The following is a 21167-nucleotide window of genomic DNA, read 5'->3' as shown; positions in this document are numbered from 1 at the left end:
TGTCTAGGTCTGCAAGAACTTTTTGCATCACGACATTGGCAGGTAAAATTATACCCCTTTGAGTTTGCGGCTGGATATAATATGGAATAGCGGGTGCTGTAGAATTAACACTATAAACCGGTCCAAATAAACGCAGCAAATCAAAATGTAACAATGCCCTTAAGCCGTAAGCTTCACCTCGTAGTAATCTGGCATTGCTCTCCGACAGAATCCCTGTACTCTGTTTTAACTGTTGAATAAAGATATTTAGATTTAAAATCTGTTTATAACTATCCGACCAGATTACATTAAATGAATTCCTTACAAATACATCATTATAATTGTATGCACCATACTGAGTCCATGAATGATTAAACGCGCTCAAATTATATCGTTGGGCAATCACGTCTACTGTACTCATGGTGAGATTTCCTCCATAAAGGCTTGTACCTCCTAAAGTTAAATAAACACCATTTATTGCGCTCTTTATACCTGTTTCCGTACTGAATATCTGAGGCAGCAAGATTTTATCAACTGGTTTTACATCCAGATATTTTTTACAAGCTGTAATACTGATCAAACAACCCAGCCCTGCAAAAATTTTTATTAAGTAAGTTTTCATCTCTATATTTTTTAGGTTCGCAAGCTTTTATTCACTTGCTCATTTAATACTAAAAGGATACGTTAATACTGGAAGAAATGGTATTTGCAAAAGGGTAATCTATTCCCCTTTCAGCTTTTACACTTGCGATACGAAAAATATCATTCATATACACATTAAACCGGATCGTTTTAACTCCTAGTCTCTTTGTAAACCGTGTGTTGTCTATCCAGTAGCCAATATTAAATGATTCCCCGGTAATGAAATTATTCGTTTGTACAAACCGGGAAGTTATTGGTGTATTGTCTGTAAGAGAAATTCCTTTAAACTGAGCCATATCACCAGGACTTTGCCAGCGGTTATAAAGTGCTCTTTTATCCTGATTGAGAAAGACACTATTAATGTCTATATTCTCCACTTTATTATATAACGCATTATTAAACAGGTCACCCCCAAAACTATAACGAACATTTATACCAAATTGAAAGCCTTTATAGCTCAGATTACTACTTATCACTCCTTCTACTTTCGGACGGGAATTTCCAACCACTGTAATGTCATTGGTATTGTAGACAAACGTATTCTGTCCATTCGCATTGATGAATAACTCTCTTCCTGTAGCCGGATCTATACCCGCAGAACGTACGGCCCAGATATCATCTGGGCTATGCCCTTTTGTGTAACGGATCATAGAATTATCTTTCAAAAGTGTATCATTGAGTGCATTCAAATTACCGCCAAAGTCGCCATATTTACTTCTTACCATACTGGCCAGAACACCTATTGTCCAAACGAGACCATTTGGCCTGAAAATTGGCGAAAATCGTAAGTTTGCTTCCAGACCTTTGGTAGTGAGGTTCCCTGCATTAGTTGCATAACCGGTGATTCCGGTTGAGGAAGGTGGACTAATTACAACCATTAACGGGTTAGAGTATTTATTGTAAGCATTCAACGTCGCACTTAACCTGTTGTTGAACATGGCCAGATCAACACCCGCACTAGTTTGCAGCGTTTTCTGCCATTCCAGGTTCGGATTACCGTACGAAATCAAGGATACGCCCTGGCCGGAGATGTTTGTATTTACATTATATCCATATATAGATACGGATGAGACACTGGCAAATCCCTGGTTTCCTGTGGTTCCGATATTTCCCCTGAGCCTGAACATATTCACATTGCCGTTTTCAAAGAATTTTTCGTTATGTAAATTCCATGCAGCACCAACAGACCAAAATGGGGAATATTGTTTTGCAGAACCAAATGCAGTCGATCCATCCAGTCTGTATGTAGCATCCAGAACGAAACGCCTGTCATAGGTATAGTTCAGGCTGGCGAGCACATTATTTCTTCTGTACAACTTGTAAGCATGCTGTGGCTTGGAGTTTGGCTGGTAGCTGAACGCATAGGCTGGATCACCATTTGTTCCAATTGGAAAACCGACAGCCACCGAATTGATACTTTCATCTTCATTTTGTTCGATATCTGCCCTTACGTTACTGGTTAGTATATTTTTTTTAGCAAAAGTTTTTGCATAAGTAAACATCAGATTACCATTGTAACTGAAATTATCTATCCTAGTTTGGCTGTATGAACCACGCTCATAAATACCAGAATTATTAAACATCGTATTTTCGGGAGAAATGAATGTGACGTTTTTATCCGCTCCTTTACGAATCTGAAATGCACCTTCTAATTTCATTTCATTGTTAAAAGTTACACCAACCTGAAGATTATTTTGGAAGCTAAAATTTGTTGTGCGGTTTGTGCTATTTAACGAAGCATTATACAAAGGGTTTCCAACATTCCCGAAACCAGCGATAATGCTGGTAGACGGTAAAGTTTCCAGAAATCTAACTACATTTCCATTCGCATCATACGGCGACTCATATGGATTAGCCCTGGAAAAATCTGAAAAAGATCCATATGGAGATTCATCGGCACGATATCCGCTCAAGTATAATTTATCTGAAATATTCAATTTGTTCTTTTTATAGATCAGGTCAATATTGCCGCCCCAGGTCTGCCTTCCGGATCCTTTCATTAGTCCCGTCACATTTTTAAAATTTAAACCAACTCCATACCTGATCTGTTCATCTCCACCGTCAGTATACACGGAGTGTCCATTTGTAAATCCAGTTTGTGCTGGCATTTTAAGCCAGTTTGTATTCACTCCTCTTAGTACTTGCGCAAGTCTTACGTTGTACATAGTGTCTAAAATGGCTTGGGTAAAGTAAGAATTATTGACTTTGTTGGTAAAGCGGCCGGAGAGTTTTTCAAATTGCAATTTCTCGGCTGCATTCATTAAGTTATAGTCATTTAAGTCAATCATATCTATGCGGATGTCAGCAGTGTAACTTACCCGCATTTTTCCCGGTACAGGTTCTTTAGTTTTAACAACGATTACCCCATTTGCAGCCCTGGCGCCATATAAAGCAGTTGAAGCGGCATCCTTTAAGATGGTAATCGATGCAACTCTGTTCATATCCAGATCTATTATGGTACGCAGATCGGTTTCAAACCCGTCAAGAACAAACAGTGGTTGGTTTGGATCTCCACCAAATTGGTCTCTGAGCTCAGTTTGGGATAACCCGGTCTTTCCGCGTAGCTCGATGGTAGGTAGAGTATTTGGATTAGAACCCATATTGTTATTTTCTACTACTAAAATCGAAGGGTCTAAAGTTTTTAAACTCTGTATGATATTCTGATTGCCAATCCTTTTCAAATCATTGCCCGAAAAAGTAACTGCAGCGCCAGTAAAGCTCTCCCTTTTTCTGTCCATCATACCAGTAACGAACACCTCGCCTAAAGCTTTACGCTCTTCAAAAAGCGTCACATTAATGATTTTTCTGTCTAAAACTTTAATTTCCTGACTTCTAAACCCTATGAAGGAGAAGACCAATATATCCCTCCCTTCAGCATCCAGGTAAAAATTACCTTCGGAATCAGTTGATGTAGCCCGGCTAGCGCCTTTAATCCTCACCTTTGCACCAGACAACGGCCTCCCAAGAGAATCCGTTACTTTACCAGTAATAAGATGTGGAACAACAATTTCTGTAACAGACCTGGAAATATTTTCAGCATTCCGGCTGATCACAACCGTTTTATTTATCACTTTATAGGTGAACGGCAGATTTTTAAAGCACTCATCTAAAACTTCTTTAAGAGGTACATTATTCAATTGTACACTCACATTGAAACGCTTCAGGCTACCTTTGTAAAAAAACACATAATCTGTCTGTTTTTCAACAATTTTCAATATACCTTCAAGAGATGTATTACGTTCATGAAGGGTAATTTGACCAAATCCTCTGGCGCTTACCTGGAGCAGAGAAAATAGAATCAATACAGTTGTCAATTTCATTATTCTGAATATTTTTGACGTTAGCGGTGGCCAGGCACAGGGCATAGCTAGGTTAAAAGCATTTATTTTCATACTTTTGATTTCTGGGTTAATCGTGATTTGTTTGCATATAAATTTCTCATCCTCAAAAGGATGAAGGGTTAGCTCAGCTATTTCCGCAAAAGTGTTCGAAGCACTTTTGCGGTTTTCTTTGAAACCCCTTTCCGGATCAGACCTAAGGTAAATTTTTCTTCATATTGGTTTTGTTTAGTTAAATAGTTTAGTTGATTATGTTAGGGGAAAATGGTTAGTTTACGCCCTTCTATTTTAAATTTCACCTGAGAGAAACTCAGTACCTCAAGTACATTTTGCAGCGTCATATTGCGGTATACTTTTCCGTTAAAATCACCTGGAGGAACAGTCCCTTTAAATTCTACATCAATATCATACCAACGCGACAACTGGCGCATTACCGTTTTAAGGTTACTGTCTTTAAAAATGAAAAGGCCATTCTTCCACGCCAGTTCCGCCTCAAGATCAGCCTGTTTAACTTCAATTGTTTTATTGGTCGTAAGTGCCTCCTCTCCAGGTTTAATAATAGTAGATGAATATGCTGCTGTCGTGCTATGAGAGCTTATCTTTACACTTCCTTCAAATAGAGTTGTCTTTACCGCTGGTTCGTCCGAATAGCTATTTATATTAAAATGGGTTCCTAAAACTTCTACGGTCTGGGTACCTGTACTCACTAAAAAAGGATGATGTTTATCTTTAGCCACCTCAAAATAAGCCTCACCTATCAACTCAACTTTACGTTGTGCAGTATTGGTAAATGTAGCTGGGAACTTCAAGGATGAGGCAGCATTCAACCATACCTTCGTCCCATCAGGCAGATGTATTTGGTATTGTCCACCTTTAGGTGTCTCAATGCTATTATAAACTAGAGAAATTTCAGCTGTAGGATTCCCAGTACTTTGATAGATTACTTCCCCCTCTTTTGTTTTTACAATCTGTACACCTTGTTGATTAAATATTCTCCCGTTTGCCTCATCATTTAAAGCAATTCTTTTTCCATTAGCTAATGTTAAGAATGCCTTATTAGCGCCCGGCATGATGTCCTGAACTAATGCTCCATTCTGTTGGGCAGAATACTTCTTGAAAAGCCATAGACCTCCAACCGCCAAGCAAAATAGAATAGATGCAGCTGCCAAAATTCGGTAATAAAATCTTTTCTTTACAACATTAGCTGAAGTGCTATGATTAATCTGCTCTTTTAAGGAAGTAAATATGCGTTTAGATAGCTCCTCCTCACTTTCTTTCGATTGATGGTTTAGTTCCAGTTCTGCATCATTAAAAGAATTATACCATTGTTCATAGTACTCCTTTTCTTCTTTGTTTATCGCCCCTTCCTGCCATTTTTTGGCCAGCTCCAGAATATTATACTTCGGTTCAGTTTGCTCCACGTCTGTGACTTTTCTTATATAGTCACTAATTTTTCCATCAACCCTATATCAGTAAGAAAAAAAATAATTATTTTTTGAGCAGGTATAAAACTACAGGTAAGCTTATGTGAAGTGATTTTTTTAAACTACTGATCGCACGTGTAATATGTGCTTCAACCGTTTTTTCAGATATGTCAAGTTCCCGAGCAATCTCCGCATTGGTTTTTTCCTGATCCCTACTCATTTTAAATACAATCCTGCATTTTTCGGGGAGTTTATTAATACAGATTTCCAACTGTTCTTTCAACTCTTTTTCAGAAAACCACAATTGAGTAGTATCTACAGATTCTTCCTGACTTGAGGCATATGAGGCAATTTCATTTACCTTGCGAAATTGCCGGGTTTGACGATTAATGACCTGATATTTAACAGCTACGCTGAGATAGGTATTTAAACTGTACTTTAGGTCAAGTGCCATTCTCCTTTTCCAAAGGCTAAAAAAAACATCCTGTACAACCTCTTCTGCTTCATATTCGTCCCCAATGCGATGACAGGCCACAACATAGATTTTATCCCAGTATCTTTTGTAAATCTCGGTATATGCCTGTTCGTCTCCTTTCGTTAGAAGATTAGTCAATTCAATATCAGAAAGACTGGCATACAATTCCATGGAACGTGATAAATAAATGATAAATTTACTTATAAATCATAGCAATAGTAATTATTATTTTCATAAAATTTCTGAACATTCATTTTCAAGCCAGCTTTTCAAAATTCCAGCTTAAGCCTGATTCCTCCAGAAGTTAAATTGGTCTTTAGATTTGAATAGGACCTCATCGGAACCTTAATAAAAGGCTCAATAACCAAATGTTGCTTTTTACTGATCTTTTGGCTAAAACCATATGACAAGTTATAAAAACCAAGATAGTTCTGTTGCGGAAGCTCATCTGAAGCAACAGGAACTATTTCTGTTGACGACATCAGTTTACTTTCGAAACTTGGCCCATCCTCCCCAGATACCATTACATCAACAAATTTTTTCTCCTCATAGGCCAGCACCTGAGATTTTCTTAGTACACCTGTAACAGATAGTCCAATACTCACATAAGTATGAGAACTCAAGCTGTATTTGAAATCTATTGGCAAATCTAATCCAGAAATAGAAGTTTGCACAGAAGTAAGCGTCTTTCCCGGAACGTCTGGCGGACCCTTTTCCAGTTTGCTTAAGGCCGAAAGCTGATTTAGGGAAAGTCCTGACGTGATAGAAAACCTGGCATTCAAAGCATACTCCACTTCTCCGCCAACACCCAGCCTCATCTTTCCTGAATTACTATAACTATTGGATACCAACGCGTTGTATTTCCATTTTTGTATATCATGATGTTCTGCAGGACTATCTTCTTTCAAAGCAAGAAAAGGACTGTTTTTTTCTGTAGGTTTTGAATATCGACGGGTAGTCGCAGAACGAGTACTGAAAGCATTTCCACAAGAATCTTTGGATGTTCCAGGAGCATTATGATCGGTTTGACCAGAAATTATTTCGCTGGAAGCCATTTGAACATCCGCTGTTCTTTGTTGCACTATTTTCGTCTGAACTGGCACCATTTTACTTCCACTCACACCCAAATGCTCAGGTAAAATTTGTTTTTCTACTTTTAATGCAGATACAGGCCGGGGTTGTTCCAGTTTTTTCTTCAAATACTGTGGTTCTTTCCAATAAAAAAGAGCAAAAAAGAATAAGATAAAAACTGCGGCCTGTGTTGTCCACCATATCCATGCTGCATTTTTCTTTTTACGGTGCTGCTGTTGAAAATTTTCCCAGGCACCTGGCTGATAAGGAAATTCCTCTTGCTGGAAAATCTCTTTAACATGTGTCAAAAATTCTTCTTCAGTATGTGCCATTGGGTTCCATATTAATTTGATACAAGGTTCTTAATTTGAGTTTTGCTCTGTTCAGATAGACCCGGCAAATGTTCTCTTTGATGTTCAGCATTTTTGAAATCTCCTGATGCGAAAACCCTTCTATTTCATAGAGATTAAAGATGAGTCTTTGTATTTCAGGTAAATGGTTCAGCAGGTTCATCAGATCGGTAACATTCAATTTTAACATCTCTTCTGGAAAAGTCAAAGGATGATGCAAGTCAGTAAATTCACTTTCCGAAATGTCGATTCTGGGCTTTTTTATAAAATCAATTGCTATTCTTGAGGCAATTTTGGCCATCCAGCCTTTAAAAGCCTTTTCCAGTTCTTCGGCTCTTTCTGGTGGTTTGAAAGATTCTATGTATCTGAATATCTTGATGAAACTATCATTCACAAGCTCTTCGGAATCATGGATATTTGAAGTATACCTTACAATTACGGCCATTACATATCCATAAAACATCTTGTAAATCTTCTCTTTCGATGAATTACTATTTTTACTGAATCCAGACAAAATTTCTGCAAGTCCGAAATTGCTTTTCATCGGCCTCAGCATAGTGCAGGCTTTAGTGTCATCTTTTTTAAGGGATCAGATCATCAAAGGGAACAGAACAGGACTTGCCGTTTGAGACACAACAAGCCTTGTCCCATTCTTTATAGCTTACTTGTTTGTCATCACTTCGATCCCCAGTTTGGTGGCATCGGTAGCATCTTTTAAGCCTCTTACCCAAACGGTATAGATTTTTCCTTTTTCAACCTTAAATTTGTCCAGGGTGGCTAGAACATCCGTCTTTCCATTTTCTTTAACCTCAAATTTAAGTTCCGCAGCTGGATCTACATTCACATAAGAAGAAGCTTCTTTGAATGCTTTTTTGTTCAGTGCAGTCTCCGTCTTTCCTGCAACGTATAAGTCAAGCAGCGTAGTTTCAGGAGATAAATTCACAAAACGTACTTTTGCTTTATCTGTTGCAGGAGCAGAAAGATCATCCTCGACCAAGACAACAGCTGCCTTAGGAGATTTATCTCCAACCAGAAGTGTATAGGAAACTCCGGTTTTTGCAGTATAGTTGATTTTTGCAAGTACATCTGTTGCATCTTTCTTTTTAAAGCTGAACTCACCTGTTCCTGGTTTCAGGTCCATATAGTCAATTACAGTATTATAATTTAAGGCCTTTGATGTGGTTACTTTAGTCCCATTTGCAAAAAAAGAAAGTTCAGGGGCGCCTGGTGAAGAAACCACCAAAGCAAGTTTTGCAGGTTTTACAACAGGAGGATCAACAGCCTTATCTTTTTTACATGCGGTGAACAGAAGTGCAGAGCATAATAGTATCGTTCCTTTTTTTGCTAAAGCTGCCGCGTAATTTTTACTTTTCATTTTTAAAAGTTTAAGTGAATAGATTAAATGATTTTAATTTCTATACACTTAAACTTGCATTTGATCTGGAACGCAACAGGTGCTTCCAGATTTACTCTTAGACTGTATGCTGGTTGATCACAGCATAATACTTCAGGTCTATGATATTATTTGGCAAAGGCCTGGAATTCCATGACTTATGAATAGCCAATGCTGCACCTACGGCGGTAGCCTGGGCCATGTGTGCCGCAAAAACTTCCATATCTGGAAGTGCTCTGGCCAGTAAATTCATAAATAATGTATTTTTACTAAAGCCTCCATCTACAAAAATCCGCTTTACCTGGGTATCTGTAAGTACCCTGCGGGTAGAAATAACCTGCTCATTAACCAGATCCAACATCAGCTGATGATAAGCAACAGCAGCAGATTCATAATCATCAAGATTTCGTTTGGCAAATGCAGAAACTTTAAGGCCTACAGTCTTTTCTTCAGGCAGCGCATCTACCTTCTGCTCCATCAGTAACAATCTTTCTATCACCTGCGGATCATAGGCCATCGACCTGAAAGAAATACTATCTGTTCCAAAATGAGCCACAATTCGTTTAAGTTGCTGCTCGTGTTCATAGCCTGCAAATAGCCTGGAAGCCTTAACTGGCTTACCTTCGTACTGCAAATAACACAAACAATCATTTTCCAATTCCTGTGTAGTTAACGGAGCAGCATTAAAGGGATTAAAACTGATGCACCAGGTACCGGTTGACAATAAAATAAAAGGCTCATGAAAATTAACAAGGTAAGGCACCAGCGCTGCTGAACTGTCATGGAGCCCGGTCCCCACTGCACAACTGCTCCCGGGAAAAGCAGCAGGCATTACATTGCCTGAGGGCGTAATAGGCGCCAGCTTATCTGCTATATGCTCTTTTCTAACCCATTCATGGTATTCATTTTTTGTAAAGTCCCATAAATTAGTGTGGCAGCCGATACTCGTAATATCAGAATAAGCCCTGCCTGAAATCAGATAGCTTAAGTATTGAGGCAAATGAAGTGCATATTTAATCTGCTCAAACACTTCCGGTTTTTGATACTTCATCCGGTAAAGCTGCATCCCTGAATTTAAACTTCCCAAAACCGGAGATGCTGTTCGATTGGAAAAAGCTTCCATCCCACCGTAGGTATTGTAAAACTGTGTCTTCAAATCCTCCGGATAATCCTTAAGATAGTTGTATAATGGTGCTAATGGCTTACCATTGGCATCAATATAAACGAAACTCGCTCCGTAAGTCGCAAAATTAATGGCTTTGATCTCAAAAGCAGGATTTCTAAAAACCTCCGTCAGGGAATCAAAAACAGAAAGCCTTAAACTTTCCAGATTCTCACAAGGATCCCCATCCTCATCAGAAGTCTCTATAAACCTTGCTGTTCTCTCAAAAACAATCTTATAGTACTCATCAAAGAGGAACAGCTTTTTATTCGTTTTCCCAACATCAAAGACTGCTATAACAGGTACTTTTTTGATTTCCGAACCCATATCTAAAGACCCGTTGCTACCGTTTTAGTTCCGCGGTTTTTAATCAGTTCCTGTCTGATATTCAGTTTTCTGAATACTTGTAATGGTGCTAAAGCAGCCCCCGAGCGTAACCTTGCCTCGGCAACCAGTGAACGAACATCAGTTCTGAAAGCATGCTGCAGGACTTCCTGGCAGCGAACCACATCATTAACAGCTTGTGCCTCCTGCAATGCTTTACGATCTACAGATAAGGCTTGTGCGTAGGCAATCATAATGGCCTCTACAGATTGCAGGAGATCTTCAAGCGGATCCTTAACGTTATGGGATGCATCAATCATCCAGCCCAGATCATCCTTATGGTCCATTCCCCTTGCATCCATTCCTTCCACCAGCTCATTAAAAATCAGGAACAACTGGTAAGGCTTCATACTGCCTGCAGTTAAATCATCATCTCCATATTTGGAGTCGTTAAAATGGAAACCACCCAATTTTCCTTCCATAAGTAATAAAGCAACAATCTGTTCGATGTTGGCATTAGGTAAATGATGTCCAAGATCAACCAATGTAAAGGCCTTTGGCCCCAGCTTATTTGCAAATAATAAAGACTGGCCCCAATCGCCAACGGTAGTAGAATAAAAGTTAGGTTCAAAGGCTTTATACTCTACAAACACCTTCCAGTCGCTTGGCAGAGCCGCATAAATTTCCTGCAAACTTCCAAGTGTATTTTGAAATGCCTTTCTGAAATTCAGCTGTCCGGGAAAGCATGAACCATCGGCTAACCAAATGGTTAAGGCTTTTGAACCTAATTCAACACCCTGGCGAATCACTTCTATATTATGTGCTATTGCCGTCTTTCTGACCGCAGGGTCAACGTGCTGTAAAGAGCCAAATTTATAACTGTTCTGCTGTCCGGGCTGATCCTGAAAAGTATTCGAGTTCATGGCATCAAAACGCAAACCCTTCTGCGCTGCAAGACTTTTGATCGCGCTTACGTTATCTGTAGTATCCCAGGGAATATGCAAGGAGATTGCGCCGCTTGAAGCATTTAGTTGATGAAGCAAACCTATATCTTCTATTTTTTCTTCAATATTCCTGGGCTCCCCTCCCGAAGAAAAACGACCAAAACGAGTGCCTCCTGTTCCTAAAGCCCAGCTCGGAATTCCAATTTGAAAAGCGATTAGCTTTTCTATGATGGCTTCTGCATTTGGGATATCTGAGCTGATCGCCTCTAGTTTTCTCTTATGAGCAGATAAACTTTCCTGGTTATGTTCCTCTATATGATAGTTTTCTAAATTCATCAGTTTATATTTTGGTTATAATTTATCTATTTATTAACGAACAAAAGCATTGGCAACACCTCCATCTACATTTAACACATTGCCGGTTGATTTATTCAGTAAGCCACTTACAAACACAAAACAAGCATTGGAAATATCTTCAGGCAAAATCACTTCGTTTAATAACGTCCGTTTTGCGTAAAAAGCAGGCAGTTCGGCTACAGAAATACCATAAGCTTTGGCCCTTCCCTCCGCCCAGGCACCTTCCCAAATCTTACTATCGGAGATCACTGCATCTGGGTTAACCGTATTTACCCGGATATGATCATCGCCTAATTCAGCCGCATTTAATCTGCTTAAATGCAATTGGGCAGCCTTTGCAGAACCATATCCTGCATTATTTGGTCCGGAAACCAGAGCGTTTTTACTTACTATATTCAGTACATCACCCCCAATATTCTGCTTGCGCATCACTTCTACTCCAGCTTTGGTAACTAAAAACTGTCCCTTAACCAGAATATCGTATAGAAGATCCCAATCTTGCTCCGTATGCTCTTCAATAGGTTTCGAAATAGATATTCCTGCACAATTTACAACAACATCCACCCCACCAAATTCCAGGCAGGCCTTTTTGAAAGCGTTATTGATACTATCTGCTTTCGTTACATCCAAAATTACTGAAGTAAATGCATCTCTGCCAAATTCCTGATGAAAACTTTCGTTAGCTTTTTCTAACCTGCTGGCATCATTGTCATTAATTACCACGCAAGCTCCCTCTTCAATAAACTTATGTGCTATCGCTTTACCAATCCCTCCGGCACTTCCCGTGATTAGCGCAATCTTTCCCGATAAAGCTTTAGGTTTAGGCATCCGCTGCAATTTAGCTTCTTCGAGAAGCCAATATTCTATATTGAAAGCCTCTTGCCTAGGCAGTGAAGTATACTCAGATACTGCCTCAGCGCCTTTCATTACATTGATCGCATTGATATAAAATTCTGCAGCTACCCTTGCCGTTTGCTTATCTTTGGAGAAGGAGAACAAACCTATTCCAGGGTATAAGATAATCACCGGATTGGCATCCCGTATGGCAGGACTGTTGTTGTGTCTGCAGGATTCATAATAGACCTGATACATTTCCCTGTAAGCTTCAAACTCCGGGGCCAGCTTTTCTTTTAAAGCTTTAACATCACTTAAATCAGCCGCAGCATCCAGCTTAAGGACCAAGGGACTGATCTTGGTCCGCAGAAAGTGGTCAGGGCAACTCGTACCCAACGGCGCCAGCCTGTCCAGATCATTAGAATTGATAAATTCCAGGACCCTTTGATCGTCTGTAAAATGACCAGCCATATGCTTTTCACTAGAGCAAAACCCTCTTAAAACTGGTGCAATAGCGGCAGCTTGCTGTAGTCTGAGCTCAGCACCTGCAGACTGGATCTTTTGTCCGCCAAATATCGGTCCTTTTTTACCGTAATTCTGGTCCAGATATTCAGCACATTTCTCTACGACCTCTAATGTATTGATATAACTTTCATAAGCCGTATCTCCCCAGGTAAACAAACCATGAGAGCCCAGCATAATTCCTCGGATCCCTGGATTTTCGTCCAAACATTGGCGCAGCATCAGGCCCAGTTCAAAACCCGGCTTCTGCCATGGTACCCAACCTATCGTACCTCCAAACAATTCTTTGGTAATTTGTTCCCCATCTTTTGCCGCTGCAATTGCTATGGCTGCGTCCGGGTGCAGATGATCAATATGCTTAAAAGGCAAAAAACCGTGTAAAGGTGTATCGATAGAAGGTGCTTTAGAATTCAGGTCATAAATACAATGGTTAAACAATTCTACCATTTCATCTTCATGCTGAATCCCTTTGTAGATGTTCTTCAAATTCCTTAAGCGATCTACATACAAAGCCGCAAGACCATTTCTTTTCAGTGTTCCAATATCTCCCCCAGAGCCTTTAACCCACATCACCTCTGTTTCTTGTCTGGTAAGAGGATCAATAGCCATTGCTTTGCAGGAGGTATTCCCTCCGCCGTAATTTGTCAGGCGTAAATCCGCACCCAATAAGTTCGAACGGTAGATTAACAATGCAACCTCATCGCCAGCCATTTCAGCGGCCTTCGCATCGTCCCACAAATAGCTTACATGTTTAAATTCAGTTGCTTTAGCAGTCATAATAATTATTATTCATTGATTTTGGTGATTTCATTTATTTGATAGAGTTGCCGTATCCTACAATAAAAACAGATAAGATCAGGATCGTTACTCCGGCTAATACAGTTATAAAAGTCTTTCTTTTTACTCCGCTCCATTCTTTAAGAACCAGCCCCCAGCCATTGGCGACTAAAATGATACAGGCCATATGCAAAATCCAGCCGCTGGCCCCATTACCTAATTTACTTTCTCCCATTCCGTAGAAGAAGAACTGTAAAAACCAGGTGGTACCCGCCAATGCAGAAAAGATATAGTTTTTAAGTAGTGGCACCTTTTTATTGGTGTAATCCCCAAAAGTTTTATTGCGCTTATTGAGCACCATACACCAGAACAGATTGGTGGTTAGCCCGCCCCATAAAATGACCACATAGGTTACGTTATTCTGGAACAGGAATTCTCCTTGTCCGGGATTTAACGCCTTCCAGGCTTCATTGGCGTGGCCAGCCATGTCCTTACCCGCGTCTATACCAAATGCGAAGCAGGCACTCAGGATACCTGATATCACAGAAACGATCAGTCCTATTCCGATTTTATAGTCCTTGTTCGATGGATCTCCTTTGCCCGAAGCCACCAGATCTTTTTCTTTCATACTACCGGCCAGACCACAAACAATAATCCCTATTACACAGACCAATAAACCTGTCAATACCATTTGTCCCCACTGGCTGCCTGCCATATCCGACAGACTGTTTTTACCCGGTGTTGGATTGAAGTCGTAATATAAAGAAGGTACCAGCGCGCCAAACACTGAACACAAGCCCAGAATAATGGTGCTTCCAAGGGATATACCGAGATATCGTACACCAAGACCATAAGTTAGTCCTCCTATTCCCCACAATAAACCGAAGAAATAAGTCAGCAATAAAATTTTGCCATTGGTTTGGGCAATAATCTCCATAAAACCAGGAATGGTTAACCATGCAGCCAATGGCGGCACAATCAGCCAGGAACACAGACCTCCAACAATCCAGTAACTTTCCCACGCCCATCCTTTTACTTTTTTATAAGGTATATAGAAACTACCGGAAGCAAAGCCCCCTATAAAATGGAAAATAACGCCGAAAATTATCTGCATAAAGGATTTATAAGTGGTTAATAGTATAATGTCCTAATTTATGCAAGTTGTTTTATTCAACTGTCATGTACCATCATGCTAATGCATGAACTGGCAAAGGACCGGTTAAATAGAAGCCCGTTTGGTAAATTTAAATGGCACTTCAACATGTGCCCTGGACTTGTCTAATATCATTCGTGCAGCGGCGGCCCCCATGAACCTGAAATCGGTAGAGATGGTAGTAATTCCATTAAGAAGTATTTTCTTCAGGGGTGTTTCATTATAAGAAATAACCCCCACATCAGAACCGATCTGATACCCCATCTCAATAATGCGCTCCAGCAATTGCACAAGATCATTTTCCATCAAATTGATGAATACCTCCCCTTCATTGATGGGTTCTTGCTCAATATTGCTCACAACGTAATGAGAAAAAGCATATTGCTGACAAAAACGATGAAATCCGTCCAGAATTTCTTTTGGAAAATAACTTTTTGCAGGAAATATGATTTTTAAGGTGTGGTATTTACTCAAATGGCTTAATGCCTGTTCCAGTGCGTCATAGATATTCTGTTCAAAATTCTCATAAACTGCGCCAAAGGTCCCATCAACCCCTGGAATAAACTTATCCATTAAGATCAGTTTTTCTTTTGGGATCGTATTGATAACCTCCTTTGCATATTCACCACCCTCTATGAAATGCGGAATGATCACGTAATGAGAATACTCCCCCATTTTTTTCTGGGAGAGAAACTTCTTAAAAAGCATAAAATCATTATTGTAGATATAAAAATCCACAGATACATCATCGCCTAATGCAGCAATAAAAGCATCATAAACAATTTTTTTATGCGCACTTAGTTTATTAAACAACAGAAATATCTTAATCTTCAGCTTAAAATCTACGTTGGAGATGTAATAGCCCTTGCCTGGAACAGAATTAATAACACCTATTTTTTTCAGATACCGATATCCTTTTTCTGCTGTATCTCTTGAGATCTCCAGTTTATAACTTAGTTCATTGATAGATGGAAGCAAATTATCCTTTTTAATATTGCCCAGCTCAATCGCATTGATGATCGCATCAGAAAGCTGCAAGTATTTTGGTGTAGCAGAATACTCATCAATATGTACAAAATCAAAAAAGGGTTCAGCCATCATTTCTCCAACAATTTAGTTATTTAATTTGAAACTGATACTTACCTGCTGTAATTTCCAGTTGATCAGCTACTGGCCGATCATTTCTATAGGCCTTTTTACCGCCTGCCAGCGGAAAAATAACGGTAGCGCTGGAATTGGCTGGAATGTTGACGGTATAGATAACTGCTTGACCAGATCTTTTCCAGGAAGAAACAATTTTACCGAAAGGTCCATCATGTTCAGACTCAAAATGTTCCAGTCCGGAAACAAAATTAGGCCGCAACAATACATTTTTAAATCCAGGATGCTGCTCATCCGGATGGATACCCCCCAGGCCTTTAAAGAACCAGCCCCCTATTTCTCCAAACATCATATGGTTTAAAGAAATATCCCTTGCTGCTTTAATGTCCCAGTTTTCGTAAAGGGTAGTCGCCCCGTTTACAATCCACCATCCCCAGGAAGGATACGTATCCTGTGCAGCAAGCTTATAGGCAGTCTCTGCCTGTCCATTGTCGCTCAATGCATTTAAAATAGCTTTAGCACCAAGCACGCCCACATCCAGATGCATGCCATCGGCAGCCACCTTTTTTGCAAGCTGTTGGGCCAGTTTAGCTTTAAATTCTTCAGGAACAATACCCCATTGCAGTGCCATACTAAGTTCTGTTTGCACGCCTGAAGCATAGATACATTTTTCCCGGTTAAAATATTTATCGTTAATGGCTTGTTTTATTTTCTCTGCAAGGTTACTGTAGGTACTATAATCAGCCTGCTGACCAAACATTTTTGCTGCTTTCGCTAAAATAACAGCATCTACATAATAATAAACAGAAGAGGTGTATTCCAAAGAAGAGGGCGATTTAACGGGTACCCAATCTCCTCTTCCAAAAGTGGTTAATCCTGAAGGACTGATCTTTTCAACATAATCAACATATTTTTTAATACTCCCGTAAGAATCTTCCAGCAGTTTACTATCGCCATAAAAAAGATAAATATTCCATGGAATAATAGCAATGGTACTGGTCCAGTCTGTCCCGTTGGCTGTACCATAGCCCCAGCCTCCGGTAGGAATAATATCAGGCAGTACGCCATCCGGGCGCTGCTCGTCGCGGTGATCTGCCAGCCATTTCTCGTAAACTGTTATTCCATCGAAGTTAAACAAACCTGTTTCCACAGCAAAATGCCCGTCTCCTGTCCAACCGTTCTTTTCCCTTTGCGGACAGTCTGTTGGATAGCCCATCAGATTAGACAGATAAGAATTATTCGTTGCCCACCATAAACGATCTATCAAAGGGTTAGAAGAACTGATTTTTCCCCTGGCTGCAACATCACTATGCATAAAATAACCTGTAATACTCTCCTTAGTTAAGGTGATCGGTTTGCTACTGGTTACCTCTACGTATTGAAAACCTTTATAATTAAATTTAGGCATGAATTCCAATGGTCCTTTGCCAGATAAAGTAACAATATCTGTTTGAAAAGGATCTGTATTGTCTTTGGGCCTGTAATAAACATCTATATTAGAAAGGTCTACCCTTCCGTTTTCATACAAACGTTCTCCATGTTTTATCCGGATTACGGTTCCGGCTTCGCCATTAACCTTAATCTTACTAACCCCGGATATATTTCTGCCCAGATCAAATACATAGGTCGTGTCATTGAATTTTTTCACCGATCTGGCCGGAATTTCTTCTACATTTCGGATAGGCTGCATGGCCTGGCTCACCACCTGCTCTGAAGGTGCTTTACGCAAAACTACCTTAGTCCATTTCCCATCATCAAAATTTACCGTATTCCAATCGGGCTGTTCGAGCCTTGCATCATAATGTTCTGCAGTATAAATATTATTCAGTACAATTGGACCAGAACTGGTTTTCCAGTCTTTTCCTGAAGCAATCACTTCCGTTGTTCCATCGGCATACGTAATTCTTAAATCCATACAGAAAGCAGGTCTTGCCCGCCACGGTGCCTTATCAAAATTCCATACAGCTATAGACTGATGATTGTACCAGCCGTTGCCAAGCAATACACCAATCGCATTTTTCCCATTCTGCAGTTGAGCAGTCACATCGTAAGAAACATATAAGTTCCGTTTATCAAAGCGTGTATACATTGGATCCAGTCTATGGTTTCCAACCTTTTTTCCATTTAGGTACAATTCATATAATCCTGCCACTGCGATATAAGCTCTGGCAGATTTGATCTTTTTCGAAGACCGAAATATAGTTCTGAAATAAGGCGCTTCACGCTTATTGATGTCATCTACGTCACTAATCCAGCTCCCTTTCCAGTTTTCCATTTTCATCATACCGGTTTCGAAACTCGATACCGTGGAGAAATTTCCAGGCTTGCCATTTTGATCCCATACCTCAATCGCCCAAAAATATTTGGTAAAAGGTTTTAACAAAGCTCCACGATAAGAAATTAGGGATGCACTTGTCACATTTTTTCCAGAATCCCAGGCAGCGCCTCTTTTTTTTACGACATCCAAAGAATCTTCGCTTACCAAAATCCGGTAAGCCGTTTGTTTTGCACCTTGTCTGCCATCAGAAATCATCCAGGAAAGCCGCGGATGCACGACATCTATACCCAATGGATTGGTTAAATGTTCACATTGAAGGTTTACTGCCGAAGTTCTGTTTGGGACGGTATCTGCATGTGCACTTAAGCCAAGTGTTAAAAAACAAGAAAGTAGAACATTATGGAAAACAGGCTTCATATCTAGTTTTGGAAGGTTCATATTGGTTTTACGAGGTAAATTGCAATAATAAGCCTCTAATCTCAGATTAGCAACCTGTACTGTCCTGTTTATTGTTCCTGGCGCCACTCTGCATATGACTTTTGCAGTGTTTCCAAAAACACAGGGGTTTCCTGTGCTCCTGAAACGGCATATTTTCTATTGAATACAAAAAATGGCACACCACGTACACCAACTTGCTGCGCTTCATAAATATCAATTCTCACTTCATCGGCATAACTTCCATCCTCTAAGGCTGTCTTTAATGCAGCCGTATCAAGTCCAATTTCAGATCCCAATTGAATAAGCGTGGGATAATCATCGATATTTTTCCCATCGGTAAAGTAAGAGCGGAACAGAGATTCCTCCGCTTCATTCTGTTTACCATAGTGTTTTGCAAAATGAGTAAACCGATGTGCATTAAATGAATTTGCCACAATTGAAGTGTCAAAATTATAAACCAGTCCTACCTGTTTAGCCAGCTGACGAACATGGTCGTTCATGCCTTTAGCCTGTTCAAGGCTAATTCCTTTATGTTCCGACAAAAATTGATGTAAACTTTTATCCGGCTGCGTGACCAGTTCTGGCGCAAGCTGAAAACTTTTCCAAATCAATTGGATTTTATCTTTATCTGGGAACTGTTCCAATGCTGCTTCGAACTTCCTTTTGCCTATGTAGCAGAACGGGCACATCACATCGCTCCATATTTCCACTTTCATTGTATTTTCCATGAGTGAGTATTTACAAATTCAGGATAAAATTAGCAATTAGAATTTGAATAGATCTTCTGTCTATTTTAACTGAAAGAAAGTCGCTATCGCGGCATGATCTGAAGGAAACATTACCCGGTGATAATCGATTACTTTCGACTCTATTGGATTAAGCTTCCTTCCTTTGTTATCTCTTATTGATTAGGGTACCCATATAACAACAATAGTAATGCTAAACATAAGTTTAGCATTACTATTGTTTTATTTTCTTGTAAATTAACCTGCATAACTAAACCCTAATTAAAACGAAGAAAGCACACTGTAGCGTTTAGTCCCGGTTTTACGTTTTATCTAAAAAACCAGACCATCATGCTGAAATTTAACAGTAAACTTTTCATTGCCATCGCTGCAACACTTGTTTTATCCTGTACTAAATCTACAGATTCTGACTGCCCTAAGGACCGGATGTGTACTGAGGAATTTCGTTCCTTAACAGTGAGTTTTACGGATAATAAGGGAGCGCCTACTGCAGCAAAAGATTACAGTGCTGTTCTTGTGAGAACCGGCGACACGATTAAATCAAATTTAAATACGGTTTCAAACATGGTGCCTGGTGCATTCATTGTTATAGACGACAGTTATACTTCAAAGCTTTCTGAAACAGGCGATGAGATCAAAGTTAGCGCAACATCAGTGCAAACAAAACAAACGAAATCGACAGTTATAAAAGTAAGTGGCGGCGAGTGTGCATGCCATATCAAAAAAGTATCAGGAGCTGAAAAAGTTGCCTTTGACTAAACAACAAGTGCTCTTAACAAAAATGACTTAGGATATCATAGCAAACAAATTAGAGATCAACATTACAGGAAGTTTCTTTTCCAACCGCTTCCGTGCTTTACCTATTTGTACCGACAGGGTAAAAGCACAAAATGCTCCTCTGTAGCAGAGGAGCAAAAAAGGAGAGCTATTTTATCTTCACCGCTATCTCCCCATCATCCAGCCCTTCAATATTTTTCTCCGCAAAAACATCAGGCGAAGCTTTCTGCAGTATTTTCAGTAAATCATCACTAGAGCCAGCATGCTCCACGATAATAATGGAGTTTCCTGCGCTGCTGAACTTCATTTTGGTACTTTCTATACCTTTAACGTTTTGAAGCTTATCATTGATGCCCTTCAATGTGGCAAAAGTCCCCCCGGTTATTTTGATATTCGTTTTACTACTATTTTCAGTACCGGCTTTTTTCTTCTTCCCAAAAAAACCCATGATCTTGTCGCCCGTGCTTTTTGTTTTATCAGCCGTATTTCCCGCATGATTTACCTTGTCACTTGCCCTGTCAATTTTGTCCAGAATACCCTGTGCTTTTGTTGCTGTGAAACTGAATACCATAACGGCCACACCAGCAGTAATAATTTTTTTCATGACGTAAATTTCGATTAATGATAGATTAGAAGACAAAGCTATTTGATACTCGTCTTAAAATAAATACCCTGATTTGTGGTTTTTATTTCTACTGATTTCTAGGTATTTTCAAATTACAGACAAAAAAACTATAGTCAGTTTGCAATTTTAGCCGGATATTTAAATTTTACCGACCCTATTTTTGCATGAAAAACATACACCTGATGATCATATGCTTATTAGCTACGCTGAAAGTATTTTCGCAACAACAAATCCCACTCAACGAAAAAAAATACCTGGATAGCCTGGAAAGCATTTTACGTAAAAACACTGCGGATACAACAAAAGCCAACGTCAACTTTTTGCTGGTTGACTACTGGAAATATAAAGACACCGTTAAAAGCAAGTCTTATCTCCTGAAAGGAAAGCAACTGGCCCAAAAATATCCATATTACAATGCACTATCGTTCTTTTATGAAGGGCAATACTATTTTAACTG

16 protein-coding genes and 1 pseudogene are annotated in these 21167 nt (G+C 39.6%); 2 read left to right on the top strand and 15 right to left on the bottom strand.

What is annotated here, in order from left to right; genetic code table 11:
• The 14 genes from VNZ46_RS08060 to VNZ46_RS07995 all read right to left on the bottom strand — a co-directional run.
• Positions 1–601 (bottom strand): RagB/SusD family nutrient uptake outer membrane protein (locus VNZ46_RS08060; RefSeq protein ID WP_325559573.1); only part of this gene is annotated, 601 nt, incomplete at its 3' end.
• A 49-nt stretch (positions 602–650) separates the two neighbouring features.
• Complete coding sequence (locus VNZ46_RS08055; RefSeq protein WP_325559571.1) at positions 651–3941, bottom strand: SusC/RagA family TonB-linked outer membrane protein; 3291 nt, start codon at positions 3939–3941, stop codon at positions 651–653.
• 272 nt (positions 3942–4213) lie between these two features.
• Entirely contained in the window at positions 4214–5380 is a 1167-nt protein-coding gene (locus tag VNZ46_RS08050) for a FecR family protein (protein ID WP_325559569.1), read from the bottom strand.
• 67 nt (positions 5381–5447) lie between these two features.
• A complete protein-coding gene (locus tag VNZ46_RS08045) occupies positions 5448–6029 on the bottom strand; it encodes an RNA polymerase sigma-70 factor (RefSeq protein WP_325559567.1) in 582 nt (193 codons plus the stop codon).
• Positions 6030–6127: 98 nt separating this feature from the next.
• Positions 6128–7261, bottom strand: a complete 1134-nt coding sequence (locus VNZ46_RS08040) for a hypothetical protein (RefSeq protein ID WP_325559566.1) — start codon at positions 7259–7261, stop codon at positions 6128–6130.
• On the bottom strand, positions 7248–7823 hold the full coding sequence (locus tag VNZ46_RS08035) for an RNA polymerase sigma factor (protein ID WP_325559565.1): 576 nt from the start codon (positions 7821–7823) through the stop codon (positions 7248–7250). The genes VNZ46_RS08040 and VNZ46_RS08035 overlap by 14 nt, the downstream gene beginning before the upstream one ends.
• Before the next feature lie 117 nt (positions 7824–7940).
• Complete coding sequence (locus VNZ46_RS08030) at positions 7941–8654, bottom strand: DUF4397 domain-containing protein (protein ID WP_325559563.1); 714 nt, start codon at positions 8652–8654, stop codon at positions 7941–7943.
• Between the two features lie 97 nt (positions 8655–8751).
• Complete coding sequence (locus VNZ46_RS08025; protein ID WP_325559562.1) at positions 8752–10161, bottom strand: FGGY-family carbohydrate kinase; 1410 nt, start codon at positions 10159–10161, stop codon at positions 8752–8754.
• A 2-nt stretch (positions 10162–10163) separates the two neighbouring features.
• Positions 10164–11438, bottom strand: a complete 1275-nt coding sequence (locus VNZ46_RS08020; RefSeq protein ID WP_325559561.1) for a sugar isomerase — start codon at positions 11436–11438, stop codon at positions 10164–10166.
• Between the two features lie 33 nt (positions 11439–11471).
• Positions 11472–13592: a bifunctional aldolase/short-chain dehydrogenase gene (locus VNZ46_RS08015; protein ID WP_325559559.1), complete on the bottom strand. Its 2121-nt coding sequence runs from the start codon at positions 13590–13592 to the stop codon at positions 11472–11474.
• A gap of 34 nt (positions 13593–13626) precedes the next feature.
• Positions 13627–14706 (bottom strand): L-rhamnose/proton symporter RhaT, encoded by a 1080-nt coding sequence (rhaT, locus tag VNZ46_RS08010; RefSeq protein WP_325559558.1) that lies wholly within the window; start codon positions 14704–14706, stop codon positions 13627–13629.
• Between the two features lie 105 nt (positions 14707–14811).
• Complete coding sequence (locus VNZ46_RS08005; protein ID WP_325559556.1) at positions 14812–15846, bottom strand: substrate-binding domain-containing protein; 1035 nt, start codon at positions 15844–15846, stop codon at positions 14812–14814.
• 16 nt (positions 15847–15862) lie between these two features.
• Positions 15863–18562 carry an alpha-L-rhamnosidase gene (locus VNZ46_RS08000; RefSeq protein WP_325559554.1) on the bottom strand — a complete coding sequence of 900 codons (2700 nt, stop codon included), beginning with the start codon at positions 18560–18562 and terminating at the stop codon, positions 15863–15865.
• Positions 18563–18630: 68 nt separating this feature from the next.
• The gene (locus VNZ46_RS07995; RefSeq protein ID WP_325559552.1) at positions 18631–19290 is read right to left on the bottom strand and encodes a DsbA family oxidoreductase; all 660 of its coding nucleotides are present in this window, start codon (positions 19288–19290) and stop codon (positions 18631–18633) included.
• 348 nt (positions 19291–19638) lie between these two features.
• Here VNZ46_RS07995 and VNZ46_RS07990 point away from each other — a divergent pair, with 348 nt between their 5' ends.
• Positions 19639–20067, top strand: a complete 429-nt coding sequence (locus VNZ46_RS07990) for a hypothetical protein (protein ID WP_325559551.1) — start codon at positions 19639–19641, stop codon at positions 20065–20067.
• Between the two features lie 166 nt (positions 20068–20233).
• On the opposite strand, the gene VNZ46_RS07985 is transcribed toward VNZ46_RS07990, so the two are convergent.
• Positions 20234–20689, bottom strand: a complete 456-nt coding sequence (locus tag VNZ46_RS07985; RefSeq protein WP_325559549.1) for a hypothetical protein — start codon at positions 20687–20689, stop codon at positions 20234–20236.
• A 185-nt stretch (positions 20690–20874) separates the two neighbouring features.
• Here VNZ46_RS07985 and VNZ46_RS07980 point away from each other — a divergent pair.
• A pseudogene (locus tag VNZ46_RS07980) lies at positions 20875–21167 on the top strand (two-component sensor histidine kinase); the annotation flags it as partial.

Origin of the sequence: Pedobacter sp. (genome assembly GCF_035566355.1) — a bacterium.
Lineage (GTDB): Bacteria > Bacteroidota > Bacteroidia > Sphingobacteriales > Sphingobacteriaceae > Pedobacter.
This window is presented reverse-complemented; position numbering and strand designations above follow the sequence as displayed.

Excerpts from the sequence above, each read along its gene's own strand:
- VNZ46_RS08045 (WP_325559567.1), bottom strand. The coding sequence starts at position 6,029 with ATGGAATTGTATGCCAGTCTTTCTGATATTGAATTGACTAATCTTCTA.
- VNZ46_RS08015 (WP_325559559.1), bottom strand. The coding sequence starts at position 13,592 with ATGACTGCTAAAGCAACTGAATTTAAACATGTAAGCTATTTGTGGGAC.
- VNZ46_RS08040 (WP_325559566.1), bottom strand. The coding sequence starts at position 7,261 with ATGGCACATACTGAAGAAGAATTTTTGACACATGTTAAAGAGATTTTC.
- VNZ46_RS08030 (WP_325559563.1), bottom strand. The coding sequence starts at position 8,654 with ATGAAAAGTAAAAATTACGCGGCAGCTTTAGCAAAAAAAGGAACGATA.
- VNZ46_RS08020 (WP_325559561.1), bottom strand. The coding sequence starts at position 11,438 with ATGAATTTAGAAAACTATCATATAGAGGAACATAACCAGGAAAGTTTA.
- rhaT (WP_325559558.1), bottom strand. The coding sequence starts at position 14,706 with ATGCAGATAATTTTCGGCGTTATTTTCCATTTTATAGGGGGCTTTGCT.
- VNZ46_RS08025 (WP_325559562.1), bottom strand. The coding sequence starts at position 10,161 with ATGGGTTCGGAAATCAAAAAAGTACCTGTTATAGCAGTCTTTGATGTT.
- VNZ46_RS07985 (WP_325559549.1), bottom strand. The coding sequence starts at position 20,689 with ATGAAAAAAATTATTACTGCTGGTGTGGCCGTTATGGTATTCAGTTTC.
- VNZ46_RS08005 (WP_325559556.1), bottom strand. The coding sequence starts at position 15,846 with ATGATGGCTGAACCCTTTTTTGATTTTGTACATATTGATGAGTATTCT.
- VNZ46_RS08035 (WP_325559565.1), bottom strand. The coding sequence starts at position 7,823 with ATGAAAAGCAATTTCGGACTTGCAGAAATTTTGTCTGGATTCAGTAAA.
- VNZ46_RS07995 (WP_325559552.1), bottom strand. The coding sequence starts at position 19,290 with ATGGAAAATACAATGAAAGTGGAAATATGGAGCGATGTGATGTGCCCG.
- VNZ46_RS07990 (WP_325559551.1), top strand. The coding sequence starts at position 19,639 with ATGCTGAAATTTAACAGTAAACTTTTCATTGCCATCGCTGCAACACTT.
- VNZ46_RS08055 (WP_325559571.1), bottom strand. The coding sequence starts at position 3,941 with ATGAAATTGACAACTGTATTGATTCTATTTTCTCTGCTCCAGGTAAGC.
- VNZ46_RS08000 (WP_325559554.1), bottom strand. The coding sequence starts at position 18,562 with ATGAACCTTCCAAAACTAGATATGAAGCCTGTTTTCCATAATGTTCTA.